The organism is Pantoea sp. Morm (assembly GCF_016643525.1).
In the GTDB taxonomy this organism is placed as follows: domain Bacteria; phylum Pseudomonadota; class Gammaproteobacteria; order Enterobacterales; family Enterobacteriaceae; genus Pantoea; species Pantoea dispersa.
Genome location: NZ_VOQX01000005.1, coordinates 23684 through 47914 on the forward strand (window position 1 = coordinate 23684; position 24231 = coordinate 47914).

Consider the following 24231-nt stretch of genomic DNA (forward strand, 5'->3'; position numbering starts at 1 on the left):
GGCCCTCAGCCACCGTGTTAATGCGCGGTTAAAAATGCTTGCGCCGATGAGGAAAAAAATACGAAATGACAGCAGTTATTGATAACGGATTGTTTTTACGTTGTCGTTCAACTTTTTTTACGGAGGGTAGGGAATGCGTTTAAATCTGGAGGCGCTGCTGATTCTGGATGCGCTCGATCGTCATGGCACCTTTGCCGCTGCGGCCGCGCGACTGTTCAAAACCGCGTCGGCGTTGAGCTATACCGTGCAGAAGATGGAGAGCGATTTAAAAATCACGCTGCTCGATCGCTCCGGCCATCGCGCCACGTTCACGCCGACCGGCCGACTGATGCTGGAAAAAGGGCGGACGCTGCTGCGTGCGGTGAACGAGCTGGAGCAGCAGGCGCGCTACGTGGAGAGCGGCTGGGAGAGTCTGCTGACCATCAGCGTGGATGCTTCGCTGCCGTTCAGCATCCTCACGCCGCTGATTGACGAATTTTATCAGCAGCACCCGCACACCCAGCTGCAGTTCCGTCAGGACGTGCTGGCCGGCTGCTGGGAAGCGCTGCACTACGGCGAAGCGGACATTGTCTTTGGCGCGGTTCAGGAACCCGCCACGCGCAAAGAGATTGTCTGCCAGCCGCTGGGCTGGCTGGAGTATGTGTTCGCTGTCGCTCCTGACCATCCGCTGGCAGCGGAGCCCGAACCGCTGCTGCGTGAACAGATTCGCCAGTATCGCGCGGTCACGGTGCATGATTCATCCCGCCACGGTGCCGGGATGGATTTACGCGTGCTGGATGAGCAGAAGACGCTGAGCGTGCATGATTTCCCGGCCAAACTGCAGGCGCATCTTGCCGGGCTCGGCTGTGGTTATCTGCCGCTTTACCTGGCGCGCCCGCACCTGGCGAGCGGTGCGCTGGTGGCGCGCCAGCTGGACAGCGAGTGCCGGCGCGATATCGCCTATCTGGCGTGGAATGAGAGCGCCTGCGGCAACGCGGCTATCTGGTGGCGCGAGCGCCTGCCGACGCTGCCCGGCCTGAGTGACATCTACGCGCCAGCCTGATCACAGCGCAATATGATGGCTGACCTGCGGGGGTTCATCACCCTGATGGAACTGCAGTACCGCCTGCTGTAACTCAGCATCGGCGCGCGAGACGCGCTGGTGCTGACGCAAATGCTCCTGCCATGACTCCACCATAAACCACTCCAGCAGCGCTCCGGCATCGTCGGTCTGCTCCATTAATCCCCACGCATAGGCACCGTCACGGCGTCGCGCCTGCGCCAGTTTGTGCATGGCGTGCTGGAAAGCGGCGCGATCGGCCTGGGGAACACGGTAGCGAATCTGGATCAGTACGGCGCCACGGCGGATATCCACCGCATCGCTCACCACTGGTTCAGCCCAGTGCTGCGCTGGCTGCAGATCCGCTTCGCCCGCCGGCAGCGCCAGCCGTTTTGCCAGCAGCGCCGTGATGAGCAGCGCCGCGCCGGCCAGCATCAGCGTTGACGCCAGACCCATGTGCTGGGCGATCAGCCCCCAGGCCAGACTGCCACCCGCCAGCGTGCCGTTGAACACCATCAGATAGACCGCCAGCCCGCGACCGCGCACCCAGTCGGGCAGCACCGCCTGCGCCACGCCGTTGAGGGTCGTCAGCGCGATGATCCAGCCGGTGCCCAGTACCAGCATCAGCAGCAGCGCCAGCCACTGCGGCGGACTGAGCGACAGCGCCACCATGACCAGCGCGCTGAGCACGGCGGAGAGCAGCATCAATCCATCATGGCTCAGCCGGGCACGCAGGCGCGGCAGCAGCAGCGCGCCGGCAATGGCACCGGCACCGACGGCCCCAAGCAGCAAGCCATAAAAGCCCGCGCTGCCGTGCAGCATGGTGCGCGCCACCAGCGGCAGCAGCGCCCAGATGGCACTGGCGAAGGCAAAATACAGCGCGGCGCGCAACAGTACGCGGTGCAGTTCGCGGCTGGCTTTCACATAGCGCAGCCCGGCGCGGAAAGCGCCAAAGAAGTGCTCATTCAGCGCGGTAGCGGCTTTCGCCGGACGTTTCCACCACAGCAGCGCGGCGATGACGAAAAAATAACTGGCGACATCGGCACCGTAAGCGGCCATAGCACCTAAACTTGCCAGCAGCAGGCCGCCGGTAGCCGGTCCAATCGCCCGGGCGATATTGATGCCCAGCGAGTTGAGCGCGACGGCATTTTTCAGCTCATGACGGGGTACCAGCTCCGGCACGATGGCCTGCCATGCCGGACCGAACAGCGCCGCGCCGACGCCGCCGACAAAGGTCAGGCCGATCAGCCATTCAACGGTGAGCCAGTGGTTGTGCGACAGCAGCAGTAGCGTGCCGCTGACGCTGGCCATCAGCAGCTGCACCACAATCAGCAGGCGGCGGCGGTCAACAATATCCGACAGCACGCCGGCCGGCAGCGCCAGCAGGAACACTGGCAGGGTGGCGGCGGTTTGCATCAGCGCGACGGCGGTTGGGTTATCCGACAGTCCGGTAATCAGCCAGGCGCTGGCGACGTCACGGATAAAGCTACCGGTATTGCCGAGCACCGAAGCGGTCCAGATCACGGCGAAAAGCCCGTAGGCGAAAGGGGAAAACGCGCCGCTGCGCGCTGTTTGTGGATTTGGCTGGTTCATCAGGCTGTTCCTGTCAGTGTGCGATGAGAGCACGATACGAAGCTCGCCCGTCAGGAGATAGCGGAAAAAATCGGCCAACTTGTACAAGGATTTTTGACGGCAGGGCTTAGCAAAAATCTTTGCACAAGTTGTCAAAATCTCTGCTTTAGGTTTTTCCACCATCCCACGCTAGTTTGATTGCCAGACACAACATCACTGACTAACGGAGAAAAAACATGAGCACATTCAAGACTAAAGACGGCGTAAACCTGTACTTCAAAGACTGGGGCAAGGGGCAGCCGGTGCTGTTCAGCCACGGCTGGCCGCTGGATGCCGATATGTGGGACAGCCAGCTCAACTTCCTCGCCGAGCGAGGCTACCGCGTCATCGCTTTTGACCGCCGCGGCTTTGGTCGCTCCGATCAGCCGTGGGAAGGCTACGATTACGACACTTTTGCCGACGATATTCACGGCCTGATCGAGCACCTGCAGCTGGATGAGGTGACGCTGGTGGGCTTCTCGATGGGCGGCGGGGATGTGTCGCGCTACATTGGTCGTTATGGTACCGCGAAAGTGAAAGGACTGGTGCTGCTGGGCGCCGTCACCCCGATCTTTGGTAAAACCGACGACCACCCGGAAGGGGTGGAATCAGCGGTGTTTGACGGGATTAAAGCGGGTTTGCTGAAGGATCGTGCGCAGTTTATCAAAGAGTTCGCCACGCCGTTTTACGGCACCAACGCGGGCCAGACGGTTTCCGATGGTGTGCTGACGCAGACACTGAACATTGCGCTGCTGGCGTCGCTTAAAGGTACGCTGGATTGCGTGACCGCGTTTTCTGAGACGGATTTCCGTGCGGATATTGCCAAAGTGGATGTGCCGACGCTGGTGATCCACGGCAGTAATGACCAGGTGGTGCCGTTTGAAGCCACCGGCAAGCTGGTGCACGAGATGATTGCGGGTTCGCAGCTGAAAGTGTATGAGAATGGCCCGCACGGTTTTGCGGTGACGCATCAGGACCAGCTGAATGCCGACCTGCTGGCGTTTTTGCAGGGGAATTGAGGGGGAGTGCATTTTTCCCCTCACCCTAACCCTCTCCCGCCCGCGGGAGAGGGAACCGATCGAGCGGGGGATTGGCTCTTGAATTAACCTGGGCTGTCTCAGTCCTGCATATGGCAGCGTTTCCCTCTCCCGGTGGGAGAGGGCCAGGGTGAGGGCATCAGGCCGCAGCATCCCGCATCAGTCCGCAGTACTCCTCGTCAGTCCGCCAGCAAATGCCCGTACATCGCCAGCAGGCGACGGGTGACGCCGTTGGTCCAGCCGAAGCCATCCTGCAGCGGATACTCACCGCCGCCGCCCGGGCGGGCGCGATCGCCGCTGATATCGTACTTCTCTACCAGCTTGTGGTGCAGCGAATAGAAATTCTTCACCGTGGTCAGCCAGTTGACCGCAATCTCGGTTGCCAGCGTCTCTTCACCGTAGTTATTCAGTCCGACCACCGCCATCCACTGTAGCGGTGCCCAGCCGTTGGGTTTATCCCACTGCTCGCCGCTCTCCACCATGGAGGTGACAAGGCCGCCCTGCGTCAGCAGCAGCTGGCGCAGCGCCACCGCCTGCAGATGCGCCTGTTCGGGTGATGCCAGCCCCAGGAACAGCGGTACCACCGCCGCTGCGGTAAAGGCACCAAAGCGTTCACGACGCCAGTCGTAGTCGCGGTACACGCCTGCGGTGTTGTCCCACAGATAGCGATGAATCGCCTGCTTGCGCGCATCCGCTTTCTTCTGCCACGCCAGGCCGGTGAGTTCTTCGCCCTTCGCGTGCGCCAGCGTCGAGATCATCAGCTCCAGCTTGTAGAGAAACGCATTCAGATCCACCGGAATAAACTGGGTGGTGCGAATGCTGGCCAGACGCTGTGGATCGCGCAACCAGCGCGAGGAGTAATCCCAGCCGGAAGCGGCACCGGCGCGCAGATCGCGATAAACCTCGCTGGCCGGACGACGCGATTTGCTGGCGGTTTCCACATCTTCCATCCACGACTCATCGCGCGGCGTGTCGCGATCATCCCAGTAGCGGTTGAGCAGCGAACCATCCGGCATGCGCACCACGTGGCGATAGGCCTGGTGCGGCATCAGCTCGCCAGCCCCGTCCATCCAGAACTGATACTCTTTCATCAGCTGGTCAAGATAGCGCTTCGCGCCGCGAATGCCGTCCTCTTCAAACAGCTCGACCATCAGCGCGAACACCGGCGGCTGCGAGCGGCTGAGGTAATAGGTACGGTTGCCATTCGGCACGTGACCGTAGTTATCAATCAGCCAGGCGAAGTTGTCCGCCATATGACGCAGCAGATCGTCGCGGCCCGCTTCGGCCAGTCCCAGCATGCTGAAGTAGGAGTCCCAGTAATACGTTTCACCAAAACGCCCGCCGGGCACCACGTAGGGCTTCGGCAGCGGCAGCAGGGAAGAATGCGGTAAATGCTGCTGCGGCATTTTGGTTAACACTGGCCACAGATCGTCAATATGTTCCGTCAGGGTTTTATCCGGATTGGAAACATAAAAACTCTCATTGACTTGCGGTAAATAAAAATGCTCGTGGACAAATTTTTCCAGGTCGAACTCCGCCGAGCGTTTACGGCGGCGATAGCGGATTAAAATATCCAGCGGATCGAATTTAGGCGCGCAGTCCGGAAACGTTTTGCTGTCGGCAAAAATACGTGACGTCTGCACGTGCTCAAACAGCTCCAGATAGCGATCGGCAGGCGTCAGCGCATCAGGCGCAGGCAGGCCTTCAATCAGCTCGGGTTCCGGCTCCGAATCCTGCATACCTTCGCGGATAAACTCGTGAGGATCGTATTGATACCCCAAATCAGCATGGGCTTCGTGTTCTCCGAAAGCTTGACGTTGCTGGTGGTTAGTATTAATAGCGGCCTCCTGAAATTGCCTGGTTGCTCAAAGGACAAATTATAGATCTCTGACCCGATGAGACAACAATGCGAAATATCTATGAACGTAATAAATCTTGTCGATTGATCGGCTATTTTAGGCTTTTTTCAGCGAATACAACGCCCTATATTTCAGGAATTGAAAGCAGTGTTTCAGATGAAGCTTTAAATAAATGAACAGATTTATCTGTAAATAAGAAAATCGTCAGTGATGACGGCAAAAAAGCGGGAAGAGGTTGATCATTTGATGGCAAACGAGACGGGGAAAAGAGGGTTTCTCGCCGCCCTCACCCCGGATTTCACCGCAGGTGAGGGCGCCATCAGCGCCTTACTTTGCCAGCGTGGCCTTAATTACCGCGGCGAACGGTGTGGTCGGGCGGCCAATGAGTTTGCTGAGCGTGTGGCTGTCGTCGAACAGGGCACCCTGAGCGGCACCGGCGTCGGAATCCGCCAGCAGTTCGGCCAGCGGCGCGGGTAAGCCGGCTCCGATCAGCGCCGCGCTGAATTCCGCAGGCGGCAGGTTAACGTACTCCACCTGTTCGCCGGACTGGCGGGCGATCTCCGCACTGAATTCTGCCAGCGTATAGCTGTCATCGCCGGCCAGTTCGTACACTTTGCCGGCCTGATCGTCACGACTGATCACCTCTGCCGCCGCGGCAGCATAATCCTCGCGCGCCGCCGACGCGATGCGCCCGTTGCCCACCGCGCCGATAAAGGCATGATGCGCTAACGCCGGTGCGATGCTGGCCGCATAGTTTTCGCTGTACCAGCCGTTACGCAGCAGGGCATAAGGGATGCCTGAAGCCTGCAGCAGCGCTTCGGTGGCGCGGTGTTCGACGCCCAGACCCAGCGGCGAGGTATCGGCATGCAGCAGACTGGTATACGCGATAAATGACACGCCCGCCGCTTTGGCGGCATCAATCACCGCCCGGTGCTGGGCTTCGCGCTGGCCTACTTCGCTGGAGGAGATCAGCAGCACTTTCTGCACGCCGGCAAAGGCGCCCTGCAGCGTCTGTGGCTGGTTGTAATCCGCGGTACGCAGCGCGACGCCGAGCGCCTGCAGGTCCTGCGCCTTTTCCGGTGAACGTACTACCGCGATGATCTCGCTGGCCGGTACTTTCTTCAGCAAGGCATTAATCACTAAACGGCCCAGTTGGCCAGTGGCTCCGGTTATCGCAATCATGGTGTTTTTCCTCAGGTTGAACTGGTATGGAAACAGCCTACGAGATAAACTAACTTTTAGTAAGTACTTACAGATTTGTTAGTTTGAGCGGAGTGATGTAAATGGCTGAAAACCTGAGTGATAAATTTTCCCGTGGTGAATTGCTCAATGTGAACTGCCCGTCACGTGAAGTGTTAAAACGGATTACCAGCCGCTGGAGTGTGCTGGTGTTACTGGCGCTGCGCGCTGAAACGCTGCGCTTCAGCGAACTGCGCCGCCGGATTGGTGGCATCAGTGAACGCATGCTGGCGCAGACGCTGCGCTACATGGAAGAAGATGGCTTCATTGAGCGTATCGCTTATGAAGTGGTGCCGCCGCACGTGGAGTACAGGTTGACGGCGCTGGGGCATGAGGTGGAAGGGCAGGTCATTGGCCTCGCCGACTGGCTGGAAAGCAATGTCCACCGCATCATTAAAGCGCCGCAGACAGCGTGAGTGCCGTCGCGGCGCGCCAGGCTCAGGCGTGCAAATATTTCTCAAACCAGCCGAGTGTGCGACCCCATGCCAGGTCGGCGGCGGCTTTGTCATAGCGTGGCGTTGAGTCGTTGTGAAAGCCGTGATTCACGCCGGGATAAATATACGCTTCATAGGTTTTGTGGCTGGCTTGCAGGGCGGCTTCATAAGCCGGCCAGCCTTCGTTGATGCCTTTATCCAGCGCGGCATAGTGCAGCAGCAGCGGCGCCTGAATGCGCGCCACATCTTCCGCTTTTGGCTGGCGGCCATAGAACGGCACGGCGCAGGCCAGCTCAGGAAACACCACTGCCGCCGCATTGGCCACGCCGCCGCCATAACAGAAGCCGGTGATGCCGACCTTGCCGTTCCCCTCGGGATGCTGCATCAGGAAATCGACCGCCGCGAAGAAATCGTTCATCAGTTTGGTCGGGTCGACTTTGGCCTGCATCGCACGGCCCTCTTCATCATTGCCCGGATAGCCGCCCAGCGAGCTTAAGCCATCCGGCGCCAGCGCAACATAGCCCGCTTTGGCGACCCGTCTCGCCACGTCTTCAATGTAAGGGTTCAGGCCGCGATTCTCGTGTACCACCACCACGGCACCCAGCTTGCCGCTGGCGTGAGTCGGGCGCACCCGATAAGCGCGTACCTCGCCATGTCCCTGGGGCGACGGGTAGTGAATGTATTCGGCGTTGATATCAGGATCGGTAAACGACACCTGCTCTGCCAGCGCATAATTGGGGCTCATGGCGCTGAGCAGGGTGGCTCCGGTCATGCCGGCGATGGTGAACTTCGCGGCCAGCGAGAGAAACTCGCGCTTGCTGATGCGACCGTGCGCATAGTAGTCATAAAGCTCAAGCAGTTCCTGGGGAAAATCCTGGGCGGTAAGACGGGTCATAACCTCTCCTTCGCTGATTAACCGGACTGTGCTGCTTTAACAAAGCACAGCCTGACGCCGCTGGCAAATGCCATGCCCCAGCGGGTTAATGCGCGATGGCTCACAGAATGTCACCGAAAGACAGCAAATTAATTTCTTTTTGGTCTATAAAAATTATCTTTTAATTAACAAAGTTTCTTTCTGGCGACTGTGCAGGAAATTTTACAGCGTAACGTGAAGGTGCGGTCCTCTGCCGTTTTGTCTGGCGCAGTAATTAACAGCTAAATTAGCCAGTTACCAGATTAACGCCTTTTCCTCTCGCTCTGCTTAATAACAAGATTGTCACAATAAATCACGGGCTTTAACCTTAACTTAGTGATTTTAAACAAGTAGTTTCTGGTGAAAACAATGATCGAAATCAAAAAATACTGTTATAGTTTTAGCCATTCCCACTGTTTCTTTTTGTTCTCGCCGCTTGCCTTACAATTGGCGTGAATCTCTTCCGACGTCACGAAATAATAATTTTGTGCGTCAAAATTGTTAATTATAAGTAAAAATTCGGTGTAATCTTGTGGCAAAGAGGTAAGCAATGTTTGGATTAGATGCCTTCCACCTGGCCAGGATTCAGTTCGCCTTTACTGTTTCCTTCCATATTATTTTCCCGGCCATCACCATCGGTCTCGCCAGTTTCCTGGCGGTGCTCGAAGGCATGTGGCTGAAAACCCGTAACGAGACCTATCGCGATCTCTACCACTTCTGGTCCAAAGTCTTTGCCGTTAACTTCGGTATGGGCGTGGTGTCCGGGCTGGTGATGGCGTACCAGTTTGGTACCAACTGGAGCGGTTTCTCGCAGTTTGCCGGCAGTATTACCGGTCCGCTGCTGACCTATGAAGTGCTCACCGCCTTCTTCCTTGAAGCGGGCTTCCTCGGCGTGATGCTGTTTGGCTGGAACCGCGTTGGGCCGGGCCTGCACTTCTTTGCCACCTGCATGGTTGCGCTCGGTACCATCATCTCGACCTTCTGGATCCTCGCGTCCAACAGCTGGATGCATACCCCGCAGGGCTACATCATAGAGAATGGCATCGTGGTGCCGCAGGACTGGTTCAGGATTGTCTTCAACCCGTCGTTCCCGTACCGCCTGTTCCATATGTCGGTGGCGGCCTTCCTCGCCAGCGCCTTCTTTGTTGGCGCGTCTGGCGCGTGGCATCTGCTGCGCGGTAACGACAACCCGGCAATCCGCAAAATGTTCTCTATGGCACTGTGGATGGCACTGATCGTTGCGCCGATTCAGGCGATGATCGGCGATGCGCACGGCCTGAATACCCTTGAGCATCAGCCGGCAAAAATTGCGGCGATTGAAGGCCACTGGGAAAACCCGCCGGGGGAAGCGACGCCGCTGATTCTGTTCGGTATTCCGGATATGGATGAAGAGCGCACCAAATATGCGCTGGAAGTGCCGTACCTTGGCAGCCTGATTTTGACCCACAGCCTGGACAAACAGGTCCCGGCGCTGAAGAGCTTCCCGAAAGAGGACCGCCCGAATTCGCTGGTGATCTTCTGGTCGTTCCGCGTGATGGTGGCGATGGGCCTGCTGATGATCACCCTCGGCGTGCTGAGCCTGTGGCTGCGTTACAAAAAGCGGCTGTATAACTCCCGGCCGTTCCTGTGGTTCGCCCTGCTGATGGGGCCGTCCGGCCTGATCGCCATTCTTGCCGGCTGGTTTACCACGGAAATTGGTCGTCAGCCATGGGTGGTGTACGGCGTGCAGCGCACCATTGATGCGGTGTCGGCGCATGGTGATTTGCATATGAGCATCAGCCTGCTGGCCTTCATCCTCGTCTATTCGTCAGTGTTTGGTGTCGGCTACGTTTACATGATGCGCCTGATCAAGAAAGGTCCGCTGACCGGCGAGGGTAAAGATGTGCGCCACGGTGGTCCGGGGCAGGATAAAACACCTGCGCGTCCGCTTTCTGCGGCCCATGAGAGTCTGAACGAACCGCAGGAGGGTAAATAAATGATCGATTTCTCCATTATCTGGTTCGCCATTATCGTGTTCGCCACCCTGATGTATATCGTGATGGATGGCTTCGATCTTGGCATCGGTATCCTGTTCCCGTTCAATAAAGATGCCGTTGAGCGCGACATGATGGTGAATACCGTTGCGCCGGTCTGGGATGGCAACGAAACCTGGCTGGTGCTGGGCGGTGCCGGTCTGTACGGTGCGTTCCCGCTGGCCTATTCGGTGATTGCCGATGCGCTGGCCATTCCGCTCACCGCGATGCTGATTGGCCTGATTTTCCGTGGCGTAGCGTTTGAGTTCCGCTTTAAGGCCACCGAAGAGCACCGCGCGTTCTGGGATAAATCGTTTATTGCCGGCTCGCTGCTGGCGACCTTCAGCCAGGGCGTTGCGGTCGGTGCGATTATCGACGGCTTCCCGGTGAAAGGGCGCGAGTTTGCCGGCTCGGCGCTGGACTGGCTGGCGCCGTTCCCGCTGTTCTGCGGCGTCGGTCTGGTGGTGGCATATGCGCTGCTGGGCTGTACCTGGCTGATCATGAAAACCGAGCATGAGCTGCACCGTAAGATGTCCGCGCTGGCGACGCCGCTGGTGATCGCGCTGCTGCTGATTGTCGGCATTATCAGCCTGTGGACGCCGTTCACCCACGATGCGATTGCGCACCGCTGGTTCAGCCGTCCTAACCTGTTCTGGTTCCTGCCGGTGCCGGTGCTAGTGCTGCTGTGTTCGTGGGGCATCGTGCGCGCCATTAAGCGTGAGGCGCACTACTCGCCGTTCCTGCTGACGCTGGCGCTGGTGTTTCTCGGCTTCTCCGGCCTTGGTATTAGCGTGTGGCCGCACATTATTCCGCCGTCGATCACCATCTGGGACGCCGCGTCACCGCCGCAGAGTCAGGCCTTTATGCTGGTCGGTAGCTTACTGATTATTCCGGTGATTCTGGGTTATACCTTCTGGAGTTACTACGTGTTCCGCGGAAAAATCAAAGCCGACGAAGGATACCACTGAGATGCAAACCGAGGTCAGCAATATGAACAACCCCACTGAAACGAAAGCCCCCTGGTGGAAGCGCGTGCTGTGGTTAGTAATCATCTACGGCGCAAGCGTGCTGGCACTGGGCGTGGTGGCATCACTGTTTCGTATGATGATGACGGCAGCGGGCATGCGTTCGCACTAAGTGGTCGATGAGGGCAGGCACGCCTGCCCGGTGTTATCGGTCGCCATAAATGGCGACCCAGCAAGGTGATGCACGATTTTCATAGGGTGCGCATTGATGCGCACCGATCATGTGTCGACACATCAGATTGACCAGCATTTGGTCGCCATTAATAGCGCCCCTGCGGATACGATTTACAGGGGGCGCATTAATGCGCACCGCTATGCGCAGGCAAATCACTGCTCAACGAGGCGATGCCGTTAAGACGATAAAAGGTTAGTCACCTAAGCAATTAATGCTTTTCGCGTCTCGCTGTCTTTACTCTTCCTTACGTTATCCATACGATTTTGTTATATTTATGTGACGGATTACGCAAAAGCACCGCCTTTCCCAACCCATTCAATTAAAAAAATGCTCAGCCTGAATCTGAAAAAACAGTACATCAACGATCTGGTGGACTGGATCGAGGCCAATCTGACCGACGAGCTCAACATCGATCTGATTACCCTGAAATCCGGTTACTCCAAGTGGCACATGCAGCGCATGTTCAAAGAGATGACCGGCCAGACGCTGGCCTCGTACACGCGCAAACGTCGCCTGACGCTCGCTGCCATGGCGCTGCGCCTGACCAGCATGCCGCTTATTGATATCGCCGTGCGGTTTGGCTTTGATAATCAGCAAAACTTTACCCGGGTGTTTAAAAGCCACTTCGCCATGACGCCAGGCGCTTATCGCCGCATTCCTGAGATGCAGATGAAAGACTTCCACAGCCGCATCTCAACCCAGCGGCAGTGGGTGAGTGCGCGCCTGGCAGAGAAGCCGGAGCTGAAGCTGTGCGGAGAAGTGATTGAGTGGGAGTGCCGCTTCGGCGAATACATTGACCACCACAATCACGTGGTGGCGCAGCATACGCGTGATTTCATCGCCTTCGCCGGCCAGCACGTACAGCGTGGCTGGCTCGGTTTCCAGTTCAGTCCGGGCGTCAACTCCAGCGATCGGCAGCATATCAGCCTGTTCCAGGCGCTGGAAAGCCAGTATGCCGACGTGCTGACCGGCAATGTACAGAACTGGACCGGTGAAAGCGGACTGTATGCAGAAATTGACTGGCACGGCGCGCCGGAAGAGATCAATGCGTTCACCGCAGAGGTGTACTACAACCATCTGCCTGCGCTCGGCGTGGCGCGGCGGCCGGGCAAGGACCTGATTAAGCTCGATCTGCGCTACAGCACGCCGGATCTGCTGCAGGGCACCTTTTACATTCCGGTTAAAGTCGGTTAATGCATAAATCGTGCGGTAAACTGTGATAAACCGCACGATTTTATAAATTCCTGTGCCTGAGTGGCGTAAAATCCTTCACCGAAACCTGACTGACCGTGGAAAACACTGTTTGCCACCTCTCAGGCTGGATCATCACCTGCATGCCTGGTCCATTCCGGACCGTTATAGTGAAAAGACAAAAAATTATGCGACTTCTACCGTTGTTACTTTCAACAGCGCTTGTGGCGTTTTCCGCGCTGGCAAGTGCCCAGATGGCTGAGCCTTTCTCACCGCCAGGCGGTCTGCATCCGCATCAGCCTCACTGCGCCCAGCATGAGATTGCCGGCGATAATGCGCTGCCACAGCAGCGTACGGATGACGTGACGCTGCTGACCTGCACGAACCACCAGGCCTGACGGCGCGCTACCTGCTTAACGACCAGCGCCGTATTGCGTCCGTCCGCTTTCAGCCCTCCCACCGCTGCAATACGCCCGGCCTGGCGAATAACTCGAAAATCCCGAGCAATAAACGAGACATAAGCTGCTTTTAACGAGGTGTTACAGCGGCTAAACTTCTCCACCAAATGTCTCTGCTCAGGAGGAGTTGTGAACAAACCCCGTAGTATTCGAAGCTTGCTGAAAAGCTTTATTGAAAGTGACGCCAGCAACGGCATGGTGCTGATTCTGGCGGCGGTGGCGGCGATGGTGCTGGCCAATAATGCCGCCACCGCGCAGGGCTATCAAAACCTGCTGGCGGAGCCGGTACAGATTCGCTTCGGCGTGCTGGATATCAGCAAAAACCTGCTGCTGTGGATTAACGATGCGCTGATGGCGCTGTTCTTTCTGCTGATTGGCCTCGAAGTGAAGCGCGAACTGATCAGCGGCGAGCTGGCCAGCCGCGATCGCGCGATCTTCCCGGTGATTGCTGCGCTGGGCGGCATGGTTGCGCCGGCGCTCATTTTCCTGCTGTTCAATCATGATAACGAAGTTGCCCGCAACGGCTGGGCCATCCCGACCGCCACCGACATCGCCTTTGCGCTCGGCGTGCTGGCGCTGCTCGGCAGCCGGGTACCGGCGGCGCTAAAAGTGTTCCTGATGGCGCTGGCGATCATTGATGACCTCGGTGCCATCGTGATTATTGCGCTGTTCTATACCAGCGATCTGTCAGTGCTGTCGCTGAGCGTGGCGGGCGGCGCTATCGTGCTGCTGGCGCTCCTCAATCGCTGCGGTGTGCGCAACATCGCAGTGTATATGCTGGTAGGCGTGGTGCTGTGGACCGCGGTGCTGAAGTCCGGCGTGCACGCCACGCTGGCGGGCGTCGTGGTGGGCTTCTTCGTACCGCTGGAGGAGAAAGAGGGTCACTCACCGGCTGAGCACCTGGCGCACGGACTGATGCCGTGGGTGAACTGGCTGATCCTGCCGCTGTTCGCGTTCGCCAACGCCGGCATCTCGCTCAGCGGCATCACCTTTGGCGATGTGCTGTCGCCTGAGCCGCTTGGCATTATCCTCGGTCTGCTGATTGGTAAACCGTTAGGTATCACGCTGTTCTGCTGGCTGGCGGTGAAGCTGCGGCTGGCGGCGTTGCCAGGCAGCACCACCATTCGCGACATTATGGCCATCGGCGTGCTGTGCGGTATCGGCTTTACCATGTCGATCTTCATCAGTTCGCTGGCGTTTGATGCCGCGCATGAACAGCTGGTGACGTTCTCGAAGCTGGGCATTCTTAGCGGTTCACTGCTGTCGGCGGTGATAGGTTACACGCTGCTGCGCATCAAACTGCGCTAATAAGGAGAGGCGCAAGCCTCCTTTATGGTATGAATCAGCTCAATTTTAATCATCTCTACTACTTCTGGCAGGTGTGCAAAACCGGTTCGGTGGTGCGCGCCGCTGAAGTGCTGTGCCTCACGCCGCAGACCGTAACCGGCCAAATCAAAGCGCTGGAAGAGCAGCTGGATGGCGTGCTGTTTCGCCGTCAGGGGCGCGGCCTGGTGCCCACCGAGCTGGGGCAGCTGGTGTTCCGCTATGCCGATCGCATGTTTATGCTCAGCCAGGAAATGCTTGATATCGTTAACTACCGCAAGGAGTCGCATCTGCTGTTTGATGTTGGCGTGGCGGATGCGCTGTCAAAACAGCTGGTGAGCAAGGTGCTGGAAACGGTGGTGATGGCCGGTGAGAAAATTCAGCTGCGCTGCTTTGAATCCACGCATGAAATGCTGCTGGAGCAGCTCAGCCAGCACAAGCTGGATATGATCCTCTCCGACTGCCCGATAGATTCAACCCAGCAGGCCGGGCTGTTTTCGGTCAAGCTCGGCGAATGTCCGGTTAGCTTCTGGTGTAATGCGCCACTGCCTGAGCTGCCGTTTCCGGCCTGTCTGGAGCAGCGGCGCCTGCTGCTGCCCGGCCGGCGTTCGATGTTGGGGCGCAAGCTGCTGAACTGGATCCACAGCCAGGGGTTACAGGTTGAGATTCTCGGTGAATTTGATGATGCGGCGCTGATGAAGGCGTTTGGCGCGCAGAATAATGCGATCTTTGTCGCACCGACGCTGTACGGGGATGATGTCTATCGTGACGATAGCGTGCGCGAGATCGGCAGGCTGGAGACGGTGATGGAGGAGTATCACGTTATTTTTGCCGGGCGCATGATTCAGCATCCGGCGGTGCAGAGCATTTGCCATCGCGACTTCAGCGCGCTGTTCAGCCACGGATCGCAGGCATAAAAAAACCGGCGAAGCGCCGGTTCTTTTAACAAAGCGATAAACAGACGGCGATTAAGCCAGTTTGTTGATCTGAGCAGTCAGATTTGCTTTATGACGTGCAGCTTTGTTTTTGTGGATCAGACCTTTAGCAGCCTGACGGTCCACGATTGGTTGCATTTCGTTGAATGCGTTCTGCGCAGCAGCTTTGTCGCCGGTTGCGATAGCCGCGTATACTTTCTTGATGAAAGTACGCATCATAGAACGATTGCTCGCGTTATGCTTGCGACGTTTCTCAGATGTTACGGCGCGTTTCTTAGCTGATTTGATATTAGCCAAGGTCCAACTCCCAAATGTGTTCTATATGGACAAATCAAAGGCCGAGGACTATGCCTTTTGCGCCTTCTTTTGTCAATGGATTTGTGCAATAAAGCGTCGTTTTAACCACGACACCCGCTTACGTAATTGATGGCGCAAGATTCTACCAGCAACACCGCGCTGAATACAGTATTTCGCAACAAAATTGTTGTGATGGGGCCGGAGCCGCCAGCCAGCGGGCGCCTGACGCTGAATCAGGCGCAGGAAAGGCACGCAGACGGGTTAACCTGAACGCTATTCAAGGGTATAATCCGCCGATTTCCACCGGTTTGAGTCAGCCATGAAGTTTATCCGCGGTATTTACAATCTGAAAGAGCAGCATCGCGGCTGCGTCCTGACCATTGGTAATTTTGACGGCGTGCATCGCGGCCACCAGGCGCTGATGGCGGAGTTAATTGCCGAAGGACGTAAACGCAACCTGCCGGTGGTGGTGATGCTGTTTGAGCCACAGCCGCTGGAGCTGTTTGCCGGCGACAAAGCGCCGGCGCGCCTGACGCGTCTGCGTGAAAAGCTCAAATACCTCGCACTGGCGGGCGTTGATGCCGTGGTGTGCGTGCGCTTCGATCGCCGTTTTGCGGCACACTCAGCACAAAGCTTTATCAGCGAACTGCTGGTCGACAAGCTCAATGTGAAATTCCTCGCAGTGGGGGATGATTTCCGCTTTGGCGCTGGTCGCCAGGGGGATTTCCTGTTATTACAGAAAGCCGGTGCGGAGTATGGCTTTGAGGTCATCAGCACCCAGACCTATTGTGATGGCGGCAAACGTATCAGCAGTACGGCGGTACGTCAGGCGCTGGCGCAGGACGATTTTGCTCAGGCGCAGCAGCTGCTCGGTCATCCGTTCAGTATTTCTGGCCGCGTGGTGCACGGTGATGCACTGGGACGCACCATTGGTTTCCCGACCGCCAATCTCCCGCTTCGTCGCACCGTGACGCCGGTAAAAGGTGTCTTTGCGGTTGAAGTGCTGGGGCTGGGCGAGCAGCCGATTCCCGGCGTGGCAAACATTGGTACGCGCCCGACGGTAAAAGGTCTGCGTCAGCAGCTTGAAGTTCACCTGCTCGACACACATATGAATCTTTATGGGCGCCACATTGAGGTGGTGCTGAAGCAGAAGATTCGCGACGAACAGCGTTTCGCTTCGCTGGACGCGCTGAAAGAACAAATTGCGAAAGATGTGGTGACGGCCCGCCAATTTTTTGGGCTAAAAACACCGGTTTAATGACCGAAATACGGAACCGAGAATCTGATGAGTGACTATAAATCTACCCTGAATTTGCCGGAAACGGGGTTCCCGATGCGTGGCGATCTGGCCAAACGCGAACCGGGAATGCTGCAACGTTGGTATGATGACAACCTGTACGGCATCATCCGCGCAGCCAAAAAAGGGAAAAAAACCTTTATCCTGCATGATGGCCCTCCGTATGCGAACGGCAGCATTCATATTGGTCACTCAGTTAACAAGATTCTGAAAGATATTATCGTTAAGTCGAAAGGCATGGCGGGCTTTGACTCGCCGTATGTTCCCGGCTGGGACTGCCACGGCTTACCGATTGAGCACAAAGTTGAGCAGATGATTGGCAAGCCGGGCGAGAAAGTCAGCGCAGCTGAATTCCGCGCAGCCTGCCGCAACTACGCGGCGGAGCAGGTTGAAGGCCAGAAGAAGGACTTCATCCGCCTTGGCGTGCTTGGCGACTGGGATCGTCCTTATCTGACCATGAATTTCCAGACCGAAGCCAACATCATTCGCGCGCTGGGCAAGATCATCGGTAATGGTCATCTGCACAAAGGCGCCAAGCCGGTGCACTGGTGCATGGACTGCCGTTCCGCGCTGGCGGAAGCGGAAGTGGAGTATTACGACAAAACCTCACCTTCTATCGACGTGATGTTTAACGCGCTGGACGCCGATGCGGTACGCGCGAAGTTTGGCGTTGCGGCGTCGGAAGGCCCGGTTTCACTGGTTATCTGGACCACCACGCCGTGGACCATGCCGGCAAACCGCGCCATCTCGCTGCATCCGGAATTCGACTACCAGCTGGTGCAGATTGCTGGCCGCAGCCTGATCCTCGCGAAAGATCTGGTGGAATCGGTGCTGAAACGCGCAGGCATCAGTGAGTGGCAGGTGCTGGGCGAATGCAAAGGCGCCGCGCTGGAGCTGCAGCTGTTCCAGCATCCGTTCCTCGAGCAGATCCAGTCGAAAGTGGTGCTGGGCGAGCACGTCACGCTGGAAGCCGGTACCGGTGCGGTGCACACCGCGCCAGGCCACGGTCCGGATGACTATGTGATCGGCCAGAAGTACGGCATCGAAACCGCTAACCCGGTCGGGCCGGACGGCGCGTATCTGCCGGGCACCTATCCAACCCTGGATGGCGTTAACGTATTTAAAGCCAACGACATGATCGTTGCGCTGCTGCAGGAGAAAGGTGCGCTGCTGCACGTGGAAAAACTGCTGCACAGCTATCCGCACTGCTGGCGTCATAAAACGCCAATCATCTTCCGTGCTACGCCGCAGTGGTTTATCAGCATGGATCAGAAAGGTCTGCGTGCGCAGTCGCTGAAAGAGATCAAGGGTGTGCAGTGGATCCCGGACTGGGGCCAGGCGCGTATCGAAGCGATGGTCGCTAACCGTCCGGACTGGTGCATCTCGCGTCAGCGCACCTGGGGCGTGCCGATGGCGCTGTTCGTCCATAAAGAGAGCGAGCAGCTGCACCCGGATACGCTGGAGCTGATGGAGAAAGTGGCGCAGCGCGTCGAGCAGGACGGTATTCAGGCGTGGTGGGATCTCGATCCGCGCGATCTGATGGGCGATGACGCCGATCACTACGTCAAAGTGCCGGATACCCTCGACGTCTGGTTTGACTCCGGATCGACCAGCTTCTCGGTGGTGGATGCGCGTCCGGAATTTGACGGGCACGCACCGGATATGTATCTGGAAGGCTCGGATCAGCATCGCGGCTGGTTCATGTCGTCGCTGATGATCTCCACGGCGATGAAAGGCAAAGCGCCTTACCGTCAGGTACTGACCCACGGCTTCACCGTCGACGGTCAGGGCCGCAAAATGTCGAAATCCATCGGCAACACCGTGGCACCGCAGGATGTGATGGACAAGCTGGGCGCGGATATTCTGCGTCTGTGGGTGGCCTCAACCGACTACTCCGGTGAGATGGCGGTATCCGATGAAATCCTGAAACGGGCCGCCGACAGCTATCGCCGTATCCGTAACACCGCGCGCTTCCTGCTGGCGAACCTTGCAGGCTTCAACCCGGCGACCGACTGCGTCAGCCCGGAAGAGATGGTGGTAGTGGATCGCTGGGCCGTAGGCCGTGCGCTGGCGGCACAGCAGGACATCGTGCAGTCGTACGAGAACTACGATTTCCACGAAGTGGTGCAGCGTCTGATGCACTTCTGCTCCATCGAGATGGGCTCGTTCTATCTCGACGTGATCAAAGATCGTCAGTACACCGCGAAGGGCGACAGCCTGGCGCGTCGCAGCTGCCAGACCGCGCTGTGGCATATCGCTGAAGCGCTAGTGCGCTGGATGGCGCCGATCATGTCGTTCACCGCGGATGAGATCTGGGGCTATCTGCCTGGCGAGCGTCCACAGTACGTGTTCACCGAAGAGTGGTATCAGGGCCTGTTTGGTCTGGCGCAGGATGAAGCGCTGAACGATGCGTACTGGGCAGAACTGCTGAAAGTGCGCGGTGAAGTGAACAAGGTGATTGAGCAGGCGCGCAGCGACAAACGCATCGGCGGCGCACTCGAAGCCACCGTCACGCTGTACGCCGATCCGGAACTGGCGGCGAAGCTGCAGGCGCTGGGCGATGAGCTGCGTTTCGTGCTGCTGACCTCGGGCGCGACCGTGGCGGATTACGTGACGGCCAGCGACGAAGCGCAGCAGAGCGAACTGTTAAAAGGTCTGAAAATCGCGCTGCATAAAGCAGAAGGCGAGAAATGCCCGCGCTGCTGGCATTACACTACTGACGTCGGCCAGAATCCGGAGCATGCTGCGGTGTGTGGACGTTGCTACACCAACGTAGCCGGAAACGGTGAAGTGCGGAAATTTGCCTGATGAGTAAACTGTGCTCAACCGGACTGCGCTGGGTATGGCTGGTGCTGGTGGTGATCGTGGTCGATTTTGCCAGCAAGCAGTGGGTCATGAACAACATGATGCTGCATGAAACCCAGCCGCTGATGCCGTTCCTGAATCTGTTCTACGCGCACAACTATGGCGCGGCGTTCAGCTTCCTGGCAGACAAAGGCGGCTGGCAGCGCTGGTTCTTTGCCGGTATCGCCATCGCCATTGTGGTGTCGCTGCTGGTGATGATGTATCGCAATCGCGCCAGCAATAAATTAACCAACATTGCCTACGCGCTGATTATCGGCGGGGCGCTGGGTAACCTGTTTGATCGTGCCTGGCATGGCTTTGTGGTCGACTTTATCGACTTCTATATCGGTGACTGGCACTTCGCCACCTTTAACATTGCCGACTGCGGTATCTGCATCGGTGCGGCGCTGGTAGTGCTGGAGGGCTTTCTGAGCCCGAAAGGCAAACAGGTCACGAATAAATAAGGGTAACAGATGACAGACATCGTTCAGCGCGACAGCGCGCTGCTGGTGCATTTTACACTGAAGCTGGAGGATGGCTCGACGGCTGAATCCACGCGCGCCAACGGCAAGCCTGCGCTGTTCCGTCTGGGAGATGGCAGCCTGTCGGCGGCGCTGGAGCAGGAGTTGGTCGGGCGTAAAGTGGGCGATCAGCACGCCTTTACGCTCGAGCCGGAAGACGCCTTTGGCGCTGCCAGCCCGGATCTGATCCAGTACTTCTCGCGCCGTGATTTCATCGACGCGGGCGAGCCGGAAGTCGGTGCCATCATGCTGTTCAGCGGCATGGGCGGCAGCGAGATGCCGGGCGTGATTCGTGAAATTTCCGGTGACTCGATTACCGTCGATTTCAACCATCCGCTGGCGGGTCAGCGCATTAAATTTGAGATTGAAGTGCTGGAGATCGATCCGGTGCTGGAGGCCAGCGATGCAAATCCTGTTAGCTAACCCACGCGGTTTCTGTGCAGGCGTCGACCGCGCTATCAGCATTGTCGAGCGGGCGCTGGAGATGTATGGCGCGCCAATTTACGTGCGCCATGAAGTGGTGCATAACCGCTACGTGGTCAGCAGTCTGCGCGAGCGCGGTGCGATCTTCATTGAAGAGATCAGTGAAGTACCGGACAACGCCATCCTGATTTTCTCGGCACACGGCGTTTCCCAGGCCGTGCGGGCCGAAGCGAAAGCGCGCAGCCTCACTATGCTGTTTGACGCCACCTGTCCGCTGGTGACCAAGGTGCATATGGAAGTGGCGCGTGCCAGCCGTAAAGGTGTGGAAGCGATTCTCATCGGCCACGCCGGCCATCCGGAAGTGGAAGGCACCATGGGCCAGTACAGCAACCCGAACGGCGGTATGTATCTGGTGGAGTCGCCTGAGGATGTGTTTAAGCTGCAGGTAAAAGATGAAAACAACCTGTGCTTTATGACGCAGACCACGCTGTCGGTGGATGATACCTCGGACGTGATCGATGCGCTGCGTCAGCGTTTCCCGGCAATCATTGGACCGCGTAAGGATGATATCTGCTACGCCACCACCAACCGCCAGGAAGCGGTGCGCGTGCTGGCGCAGGATGCGGAGGTGGTTCTGGTGGTCGGCTCGAAAAACTCCTCCAACTCGAATCGTCTGGCGGAGCTGGCGCAGCGTGCCGGCAAGCTGGCGAAGCTGATTGATTCTGCGGATGATATTCAGGAAGAGTGGGTCAAAGGCGTGCAGTGTATCGGCGTTACCGCCGGCGCTTCGGCTCCGGATATTCTGGTGCAGCAGGTGATTCAGCGCCTGCGTGAGCTGGGCGGCGAAGCGGCGATTGAGCTGATTGGCCGTGAAGAGAATATCGTGTTTGAAGTGCCGAAAGAGCTGCGCGTCGACGTACGCAACGTGCAGTAAGCACTTCAATTTGCTGACAGAAACAGGCCGACAATGTTCGGCCTTTTCTTTATCCTTTATCACCTCAGCCGTGACTTCCAGCGGGCGGGATTGCTTTTACTGATAATCTATCGCGGCTGGCCTAAAATTCTTATTATCCCGTTATTATTGTGGCGTGACTGTTATCTGACCGTTAACCTGTTTACGCTTTGCATGCATAGTTTTGTATCAGGAATGAATAAATATGAGTGAAATCCGCATTGCTATTGTTGGTGCGCCGGGTCGCATGGGACGCAATCTGATTCAGGCCGCACAGCAGGCGGAAGGCGTGGTGTTAGGCGCGGCGCTGGCGCGCAGCGGTTCCTCGCTGCTGGGGGCGGATGCCGGTGAACTGGCGGGAATCGGCAAAACCGGCGTACGGGTGACCGACGATCTGCGGCAGGTGGTGAATGATTTCGATGTGCTGATCGATTTCACCCGTCCGGAAGGCACGCTGGAATATCTGGCGTTCTGCCGTCAGCATCAAAAAGCGATGGTGATTGGCACCACCGGTTTTGATGAAGCCGGTAAGGCAGCCATCCGTGAAGCGGCTGAAGAGATTGGCATCGTGTTTGCCGCGAACTTCAGCGTCGGCGTCAATCTGGTGCTTAACCTGTTACAGCAGGCGGCAAAAGTGATGGGCGACTATGCGGATATCGAGATTGTGGAAGCGCATCACCGCCACAAAGTGGATGCGCCATCAGGCACAGCGCTGGCGATGGGAGAGGCGATTGCCGACGCCATGCACTGGAAGCTGGATGAGCACGCGGTTTACGCGCGCGAAGGCCATACCGGCGAGCGCAAGGCGCAAACCATCGGCTTTGCCACCGTGCGCGCGGGCGATATTGTCGGTGAGCACACCGCGATGTTTGCGGATATCGGCGAGCGCGTAGAGATTACGCACAAGGCTTCCAGCCGCATGACCTTCGCCAATGGGGCCGTTAAGGCTGCTGCATGGCTAAAAGATAAGAAATCTGGCCTTTATGATATGCGTGATGTGCTGGATTTATCGATGTTGTGAGTGTTGTGAACCATCGTGATGTGGTTATTTCAATCGGTAAGATATTGATTGAACAGGGCAATGTTTTCATTGCCCTTTATTTTATCTGTAAAATGGCGATCTGATTGTCATTTTTGTTTGTGGTTCTTATTTTTATGATTTATCTGCACGTTTTTTCATGTTGAGTGGCTTTTTTTGACCATTTGGTCAAAAATTTACGCAGTTGGCCGGTGTTTTGCCATTAATTGCGTCAGGCAACCGATTATTTATCGGAGATCTCTCACTATTTTGTCGCCTTGCTTCACTTTTAACATTCAGTAGCCCGAAATATACAAAAAAATAACCGCTCAGGGTAGACAATCACCAGGTCGATCATTAGAATGCGCGCAATTTGCCAAAAATCGAGCGGTCAGGCGGTTTTTGCATTGATTCAGCGCATCATTTTGAATTAATATGCAGATATTGTGACTGTTTATTCCCTGGAGGATGTTTTGATTAAGTCAGCGCTCTTGGTTCTGGAAGACGGAACCCAATTCCACGGTCGGGCCATCGGGGCAACGGGATCGGCAGTGGGGGAGGTCGTTTTCAATACGTCAATGACCGGTTATCAAGAAATCCTCACTGATCCTTCCTATTCCCGCCAGATCGTCACCCTCACTTATCCTCATATCGGCAACGTTGGTGCCAATGCCGCCGATGAAGAATCCAGTCAAATCCATGCTCAGGGCCTCGTCATCCGCGATCTGCCGCTGATTACCAGCAACTTCCGCAGCGAAGAGAGCCTGTCAGCTTATCTGCAGCGCAACAATATTGTCGGTATCGCCGATATCGATACGCGCAAACTGACGCGCCTGCTGCGTGAGAAAGGGGCACTGAACGGCTGCATCATCGCCGGCGACAGTCCGGATGCGGCGCTGGCGCTACAGAAAGCCCAGGCGTTCCCGGGCCTGAAAGGCATGGACCTGGCGAAAGAAGTGACCACGGCGGAAACCTACGCGTGGCAGCAGGGGAGCTGGGCGCTGAAAGGCGGCCTGCCCGAGCAGCAAAGCGCTGACGCGCTGCCGTTCCACGTGGTGGCTTATGACTACGGCGCCAAGCGCAACATTCTGCGCATGCTGGTGGATCGCGGCTGTCGCCTGACGGTTGTCCCGGCGCAAACGCCGGCTGATGAGGTGCTGGCGCTGAATCCGGACGGGATTTTCCTGTCAAATGGCCCTGGCGACCCGGAGCCGTGCGACTACGCCATCAGCGCGATTCAGGCTTTCCTGAAAACCGACATTCCGGTGTTTGGTATCTGCCTTGGCCATCAGCTGCTGGCGCTGGCCAGCGGTGCGAAAACCGTGAAGATGAAGCTTGGCCATCACGGTGGCAACCATCCGGTGAAAGATCTCGATAACAACACCGTGATGATCACCGCGCAGAACCACGGTTTTGCCGTCGATAAAACCAACCTGCCGGCTAACCTGCGTGTGACCCATGTTTCCCTGTTTGACCAGACCGTACAGGGCATTCACCGCACCGACAAACCGGCGTTCAGCTTCCAGGGACATCCGGAAGCCAGCCCAGGCCCGCACGATGCGGCGCCGCTGTTCGATCACTTTATCGAACTGATCGAAGCTTACCGTTCTAACGCGAAGTAATCAGGA

The 24231-nt window shown here is 57.3% G+C and carries 22 protein-coding genes; 17 read left to right on the plus strand and 5 right to left on the minus strand.

Features of this window, described 5'->3' with window-relative positions:
• Positions 1–133 precede the first annotated feature (133 nt).
• Positions 134–1042, plus strand: coding sequence for a LysR family transcriptional regulator (locus tag FT726_RS02965; protein ID WP_021507614.1), 909 nt, complete (start codon positions 134–136; stop codon positions 1040–1042).
• Here FT726_RS02965 and FT726_RS02970 read toward each other — a convergent pair whose 3' ends face one another.
• Positions 1043–2632, minus strand: a complete 1590-nt coding sequence (locus tag FT726_RS02970) for an MFS transporter (RefSeq protein WP_241798000.1) — start codon at positions 2630–2632, stop codon at positions 1043–1045.
• A 215-nt stretch (positions 2633–2847) separates the two neighbouring features.
• On the opposite strand from FT726_RS02970, the gene FT726_RS02975 reads away from it, so the two are divergent.
• Positions 2848–3669 carry an alpha/beta fold hydrolase gene (locus FT726_RS02975; protein WP_010616452.1) on the plus strand — a complete coding sequence of 274 codons (822 nt, stop codon included), beginning with the start codon at positions 2848–2850 and terminating at the stop codon, positions 3667–3669.
• A gap of 197 nt (positions 3670–3866) precedes the next feature.
• On the opposite strand, the gene treF is transcribed toward FT726_RS02975, so the two are convergent.
• Both treF and FT726_RS02985 read right to left on the minus strand, forming a co-directional pair.
• Complete coding sequence (gene treF, locus FT726_RS02980) at positions 3867–5525, minus strand: alpha,alpha-trehalase TreF (RefSeq protein WP_058759659.1); 1659 nt, start codon at positions 5523–5525, stop codon at positions 3867–3869.
• Between the two features lie 348 nt (positions 5526–5873).
• On the minus strand, positions 5874–6728 hold the full coding sequence (locus tag FT726_RS02985) for an SDR family oxidoreductase (RefSeq protein WP_346302384.1): 855 nt from the start codon (positions 6726–6728) through the stop codon (positions 5874–5876).
• Positions 6729–6829: 101 nt separating this feature from the next.
• On the opposite strand from FT726_RS02985, the gene FT726_RS02990 reads away from it, so the two are divergent.
• Complete coding sequence (locus tag FT726_RS02990; protein WP_021507610.1) at positions 6830–7201, plus strand: helix-turn-helix domain-containing protein; 372 nt, start codon at positions 6830–6832, stop codon at positions 7199–7201.
• A 22-nt stretch (positions 7202–7223) separates the two neighbouring features.
• Here FT726_RS02990 and yghX read toward each other — a convergent pair whose 3' ends face one another.
• Positions 7224–8114: a YghX family hydrolase gene (gene yghX / locus FT726_RS02995; protein WP_058759656.1), complete on the minus strand. Its 891-nt coding sequence runs from the start codon at positions 8112–8114 to the stop codon at positions 7224–7226.
• 568 nt (positions 8115–8682) lie between these two features.
• Between yghX and FT726_RS03000 the strand changes: the two genes are divergently transcribed.
• The 7 genes from FT726_RS03000 to nhaR all read left to right on the plus strand — a co-directional run bounded on the left by FT726_RS03000 (position 8683) and on the right by nhaR (position 15233).
• Positions 8683–10107: a cytochrome ubiquinol oxidase subunit I gene (locus tag FT726_RS03000; RefSeq protein ID WP_058759655.1), complete on the plus strand. Its 1425-nt coding sequence runs from the start codon at positions 8683–8685 to the stop codon at positions 10105–10107.
• Complete coding sequence (gene cydB / locus FT726_RS03005; RefSeq protein WP_021507607.1) at positions 10108–11112, plus strand: cytochrome d ubiquinol oxidase subunit II; 1005 nt, start codon at positions 10108–10110, stop codon at positions 11110–11112.
• Between the two features lies 1 nt (position 11113).
• A complete protein-coding gene (locus tag FT726_RS03010) occupies positions 11114–11281 on the plus strand; it encodes a DUF2474 domain-containing protein (RefSeq protein ID WP_021507606.1) in 168 nt (55 codons plus the stop codon).
• A 390-nt stretch (positions 11282–11671) separates the two neighbouring features.
• On the plus strand, positions 11672–12538 hold the full coding sequence (locus tag FT726_RS03015; RefSeq protein WP_346302385.1) for a helix-turn-helix domain-containing protein: 867 nt from the start codon (positions 11672–11674) through the stop codon (positions 12536–12538).
• 251 nt (positions 12539–12789) lie between these two features.
• Positions 12790–12933, plus strand: a complete 144-nt coding sequence (locus FT726_RS03020; RefSeq protein WP_164861030.1) for a hypothetical protein — start codon at positions 12790–12792, stop codon at positions 12931–12933.
• Between the two features lie 189 nt (positions 12934–13122).
• Positions 13123–14301 (plus strand): Na+/H+ antiporter NhaA, encoded by a 1179-nt coding sequence (gene nhaA / locus FT726_RS03025; protein WP_346302386.1) that lies wholly within the window; start codon positions 13123–13125, stop codon positions 14299–14301.
• 29 nt (positions 14302–14330) lie between these two features.
• Complete coding sequence (nhaR, locus tag FT726_RS03030) at positions 14331–15233, plus strand: transcriptional activator NhaR (protein WP_058780421.1); 903 nt, start codon at positions 14331–14333, stop codon at positions 15231–15233.
• A gap of 51 nt (positions 15234–15284) precedes the next feature.
• Here the strand turns inward: nhaR and rpsT are convergent, their stop codons facing one another.
• On the minus strand, positions 15285–15548 hold the full coding sequence (gene rpsT / locus FT726_RS03035; protein ID WP_013507813.1) for a 30S ribosomal protein S20: 264 nt from the start codon (positions 15546–15548) through the stop codon (positions 15285–15287).
• Between the two features lie 319 nt (positions 15549–15867).
• On the opposite strand from rpsT, the gene ribF reads away from it, so the two are divergent.
• The 7 genes from ribF (at position 15868) to carA (ending at position 24225) form a co-directional block, all read left to right on the plus strand.
• Entirely contained in the window at positions 15868–16806 is a 939-nt protein-coding gene (gene ribF, locus FT726_RS03040) for a bifunctional riboflavin kinase/FAD synthetase (RefSeq protein WP_058774845.1), read from the plus strand.
• Between the two features lie 27 nt (positions 16807–16833).
• Entirely contained in the window at positions 16834–19653 is a 2820-nt protein-coding gene (ileS, locus tag FT726_RS03045) for an isoleucine--tRNA ligase (protein WP_241797998.1), read from the plus strand.
• Positions 19653–20153: a signal peptidase II gene (gene lspA, locus FT726_RS03050; protein WP_058759648.1), complete on the plus strand. Its 501-nt coding sequence runs from the start codon at positions 19653–19655 to the stop codon at positions 20151–20153. The genes ileS and lspA overlap by 1 nt, the downstream gene beginning before the upstream one ends.
• A gap of 9 nt (positions 20154–20162) precedes the next feature.
• On the plus strand, positions 20163–20633 hold the full coding sequence (fkpB, locus tag FT726_RS03055) for an FKBP-type peptidyl-prolyl cis-trans isomerase (RefSeq protein ID WP_021507597.1): 471 nt from the start codon (positions 20163–20165) through the stop codon (positions 20631–20633).
• Positions 20614–21567, plus strand: a complete 954-nt coding sequence (gene ispH / locus FT726_RS03060) for a 4-hydroxy-3-methylbut-2-enyl diphosphate reductase (protein WP_021507596.1) — start codon at positions 20614–20616, stop codon at positions 21565–21567. Before fkpB ends, ispH begins: the two co-directional genes overlap by 20 nt.
• 223 nt (positions 21568–21790) lie before the next feature.
• On the plus strand, positions 21791–22606 hold the full coding sequence (dapB, locus tag FT726_RS03065) for a 4-hydroxy-tetrahydrodipicolinate reductase (protein ID WP_021507594.1): 816 nt from the start codon (positions 21791–21793) through the stop codon (positions 22604–22606).
• A gap of 470 nt (positions 22607–23076) precedes the next feature.
• Positions 23077–24225, plus strand: coding sequence for a glutamine-hydrolyzing carbamoyl-phosphate synthase small subunit (gene carA, locus FT726_RS03070; RefSeq protein WP_288423254.1), 1149 nt, complete (start codon positions 23077–23079; stop codon positions 24223–24225).
• The last annotated feature ends 6 nt before the right edge of the window (positions 24226–24231 follow it).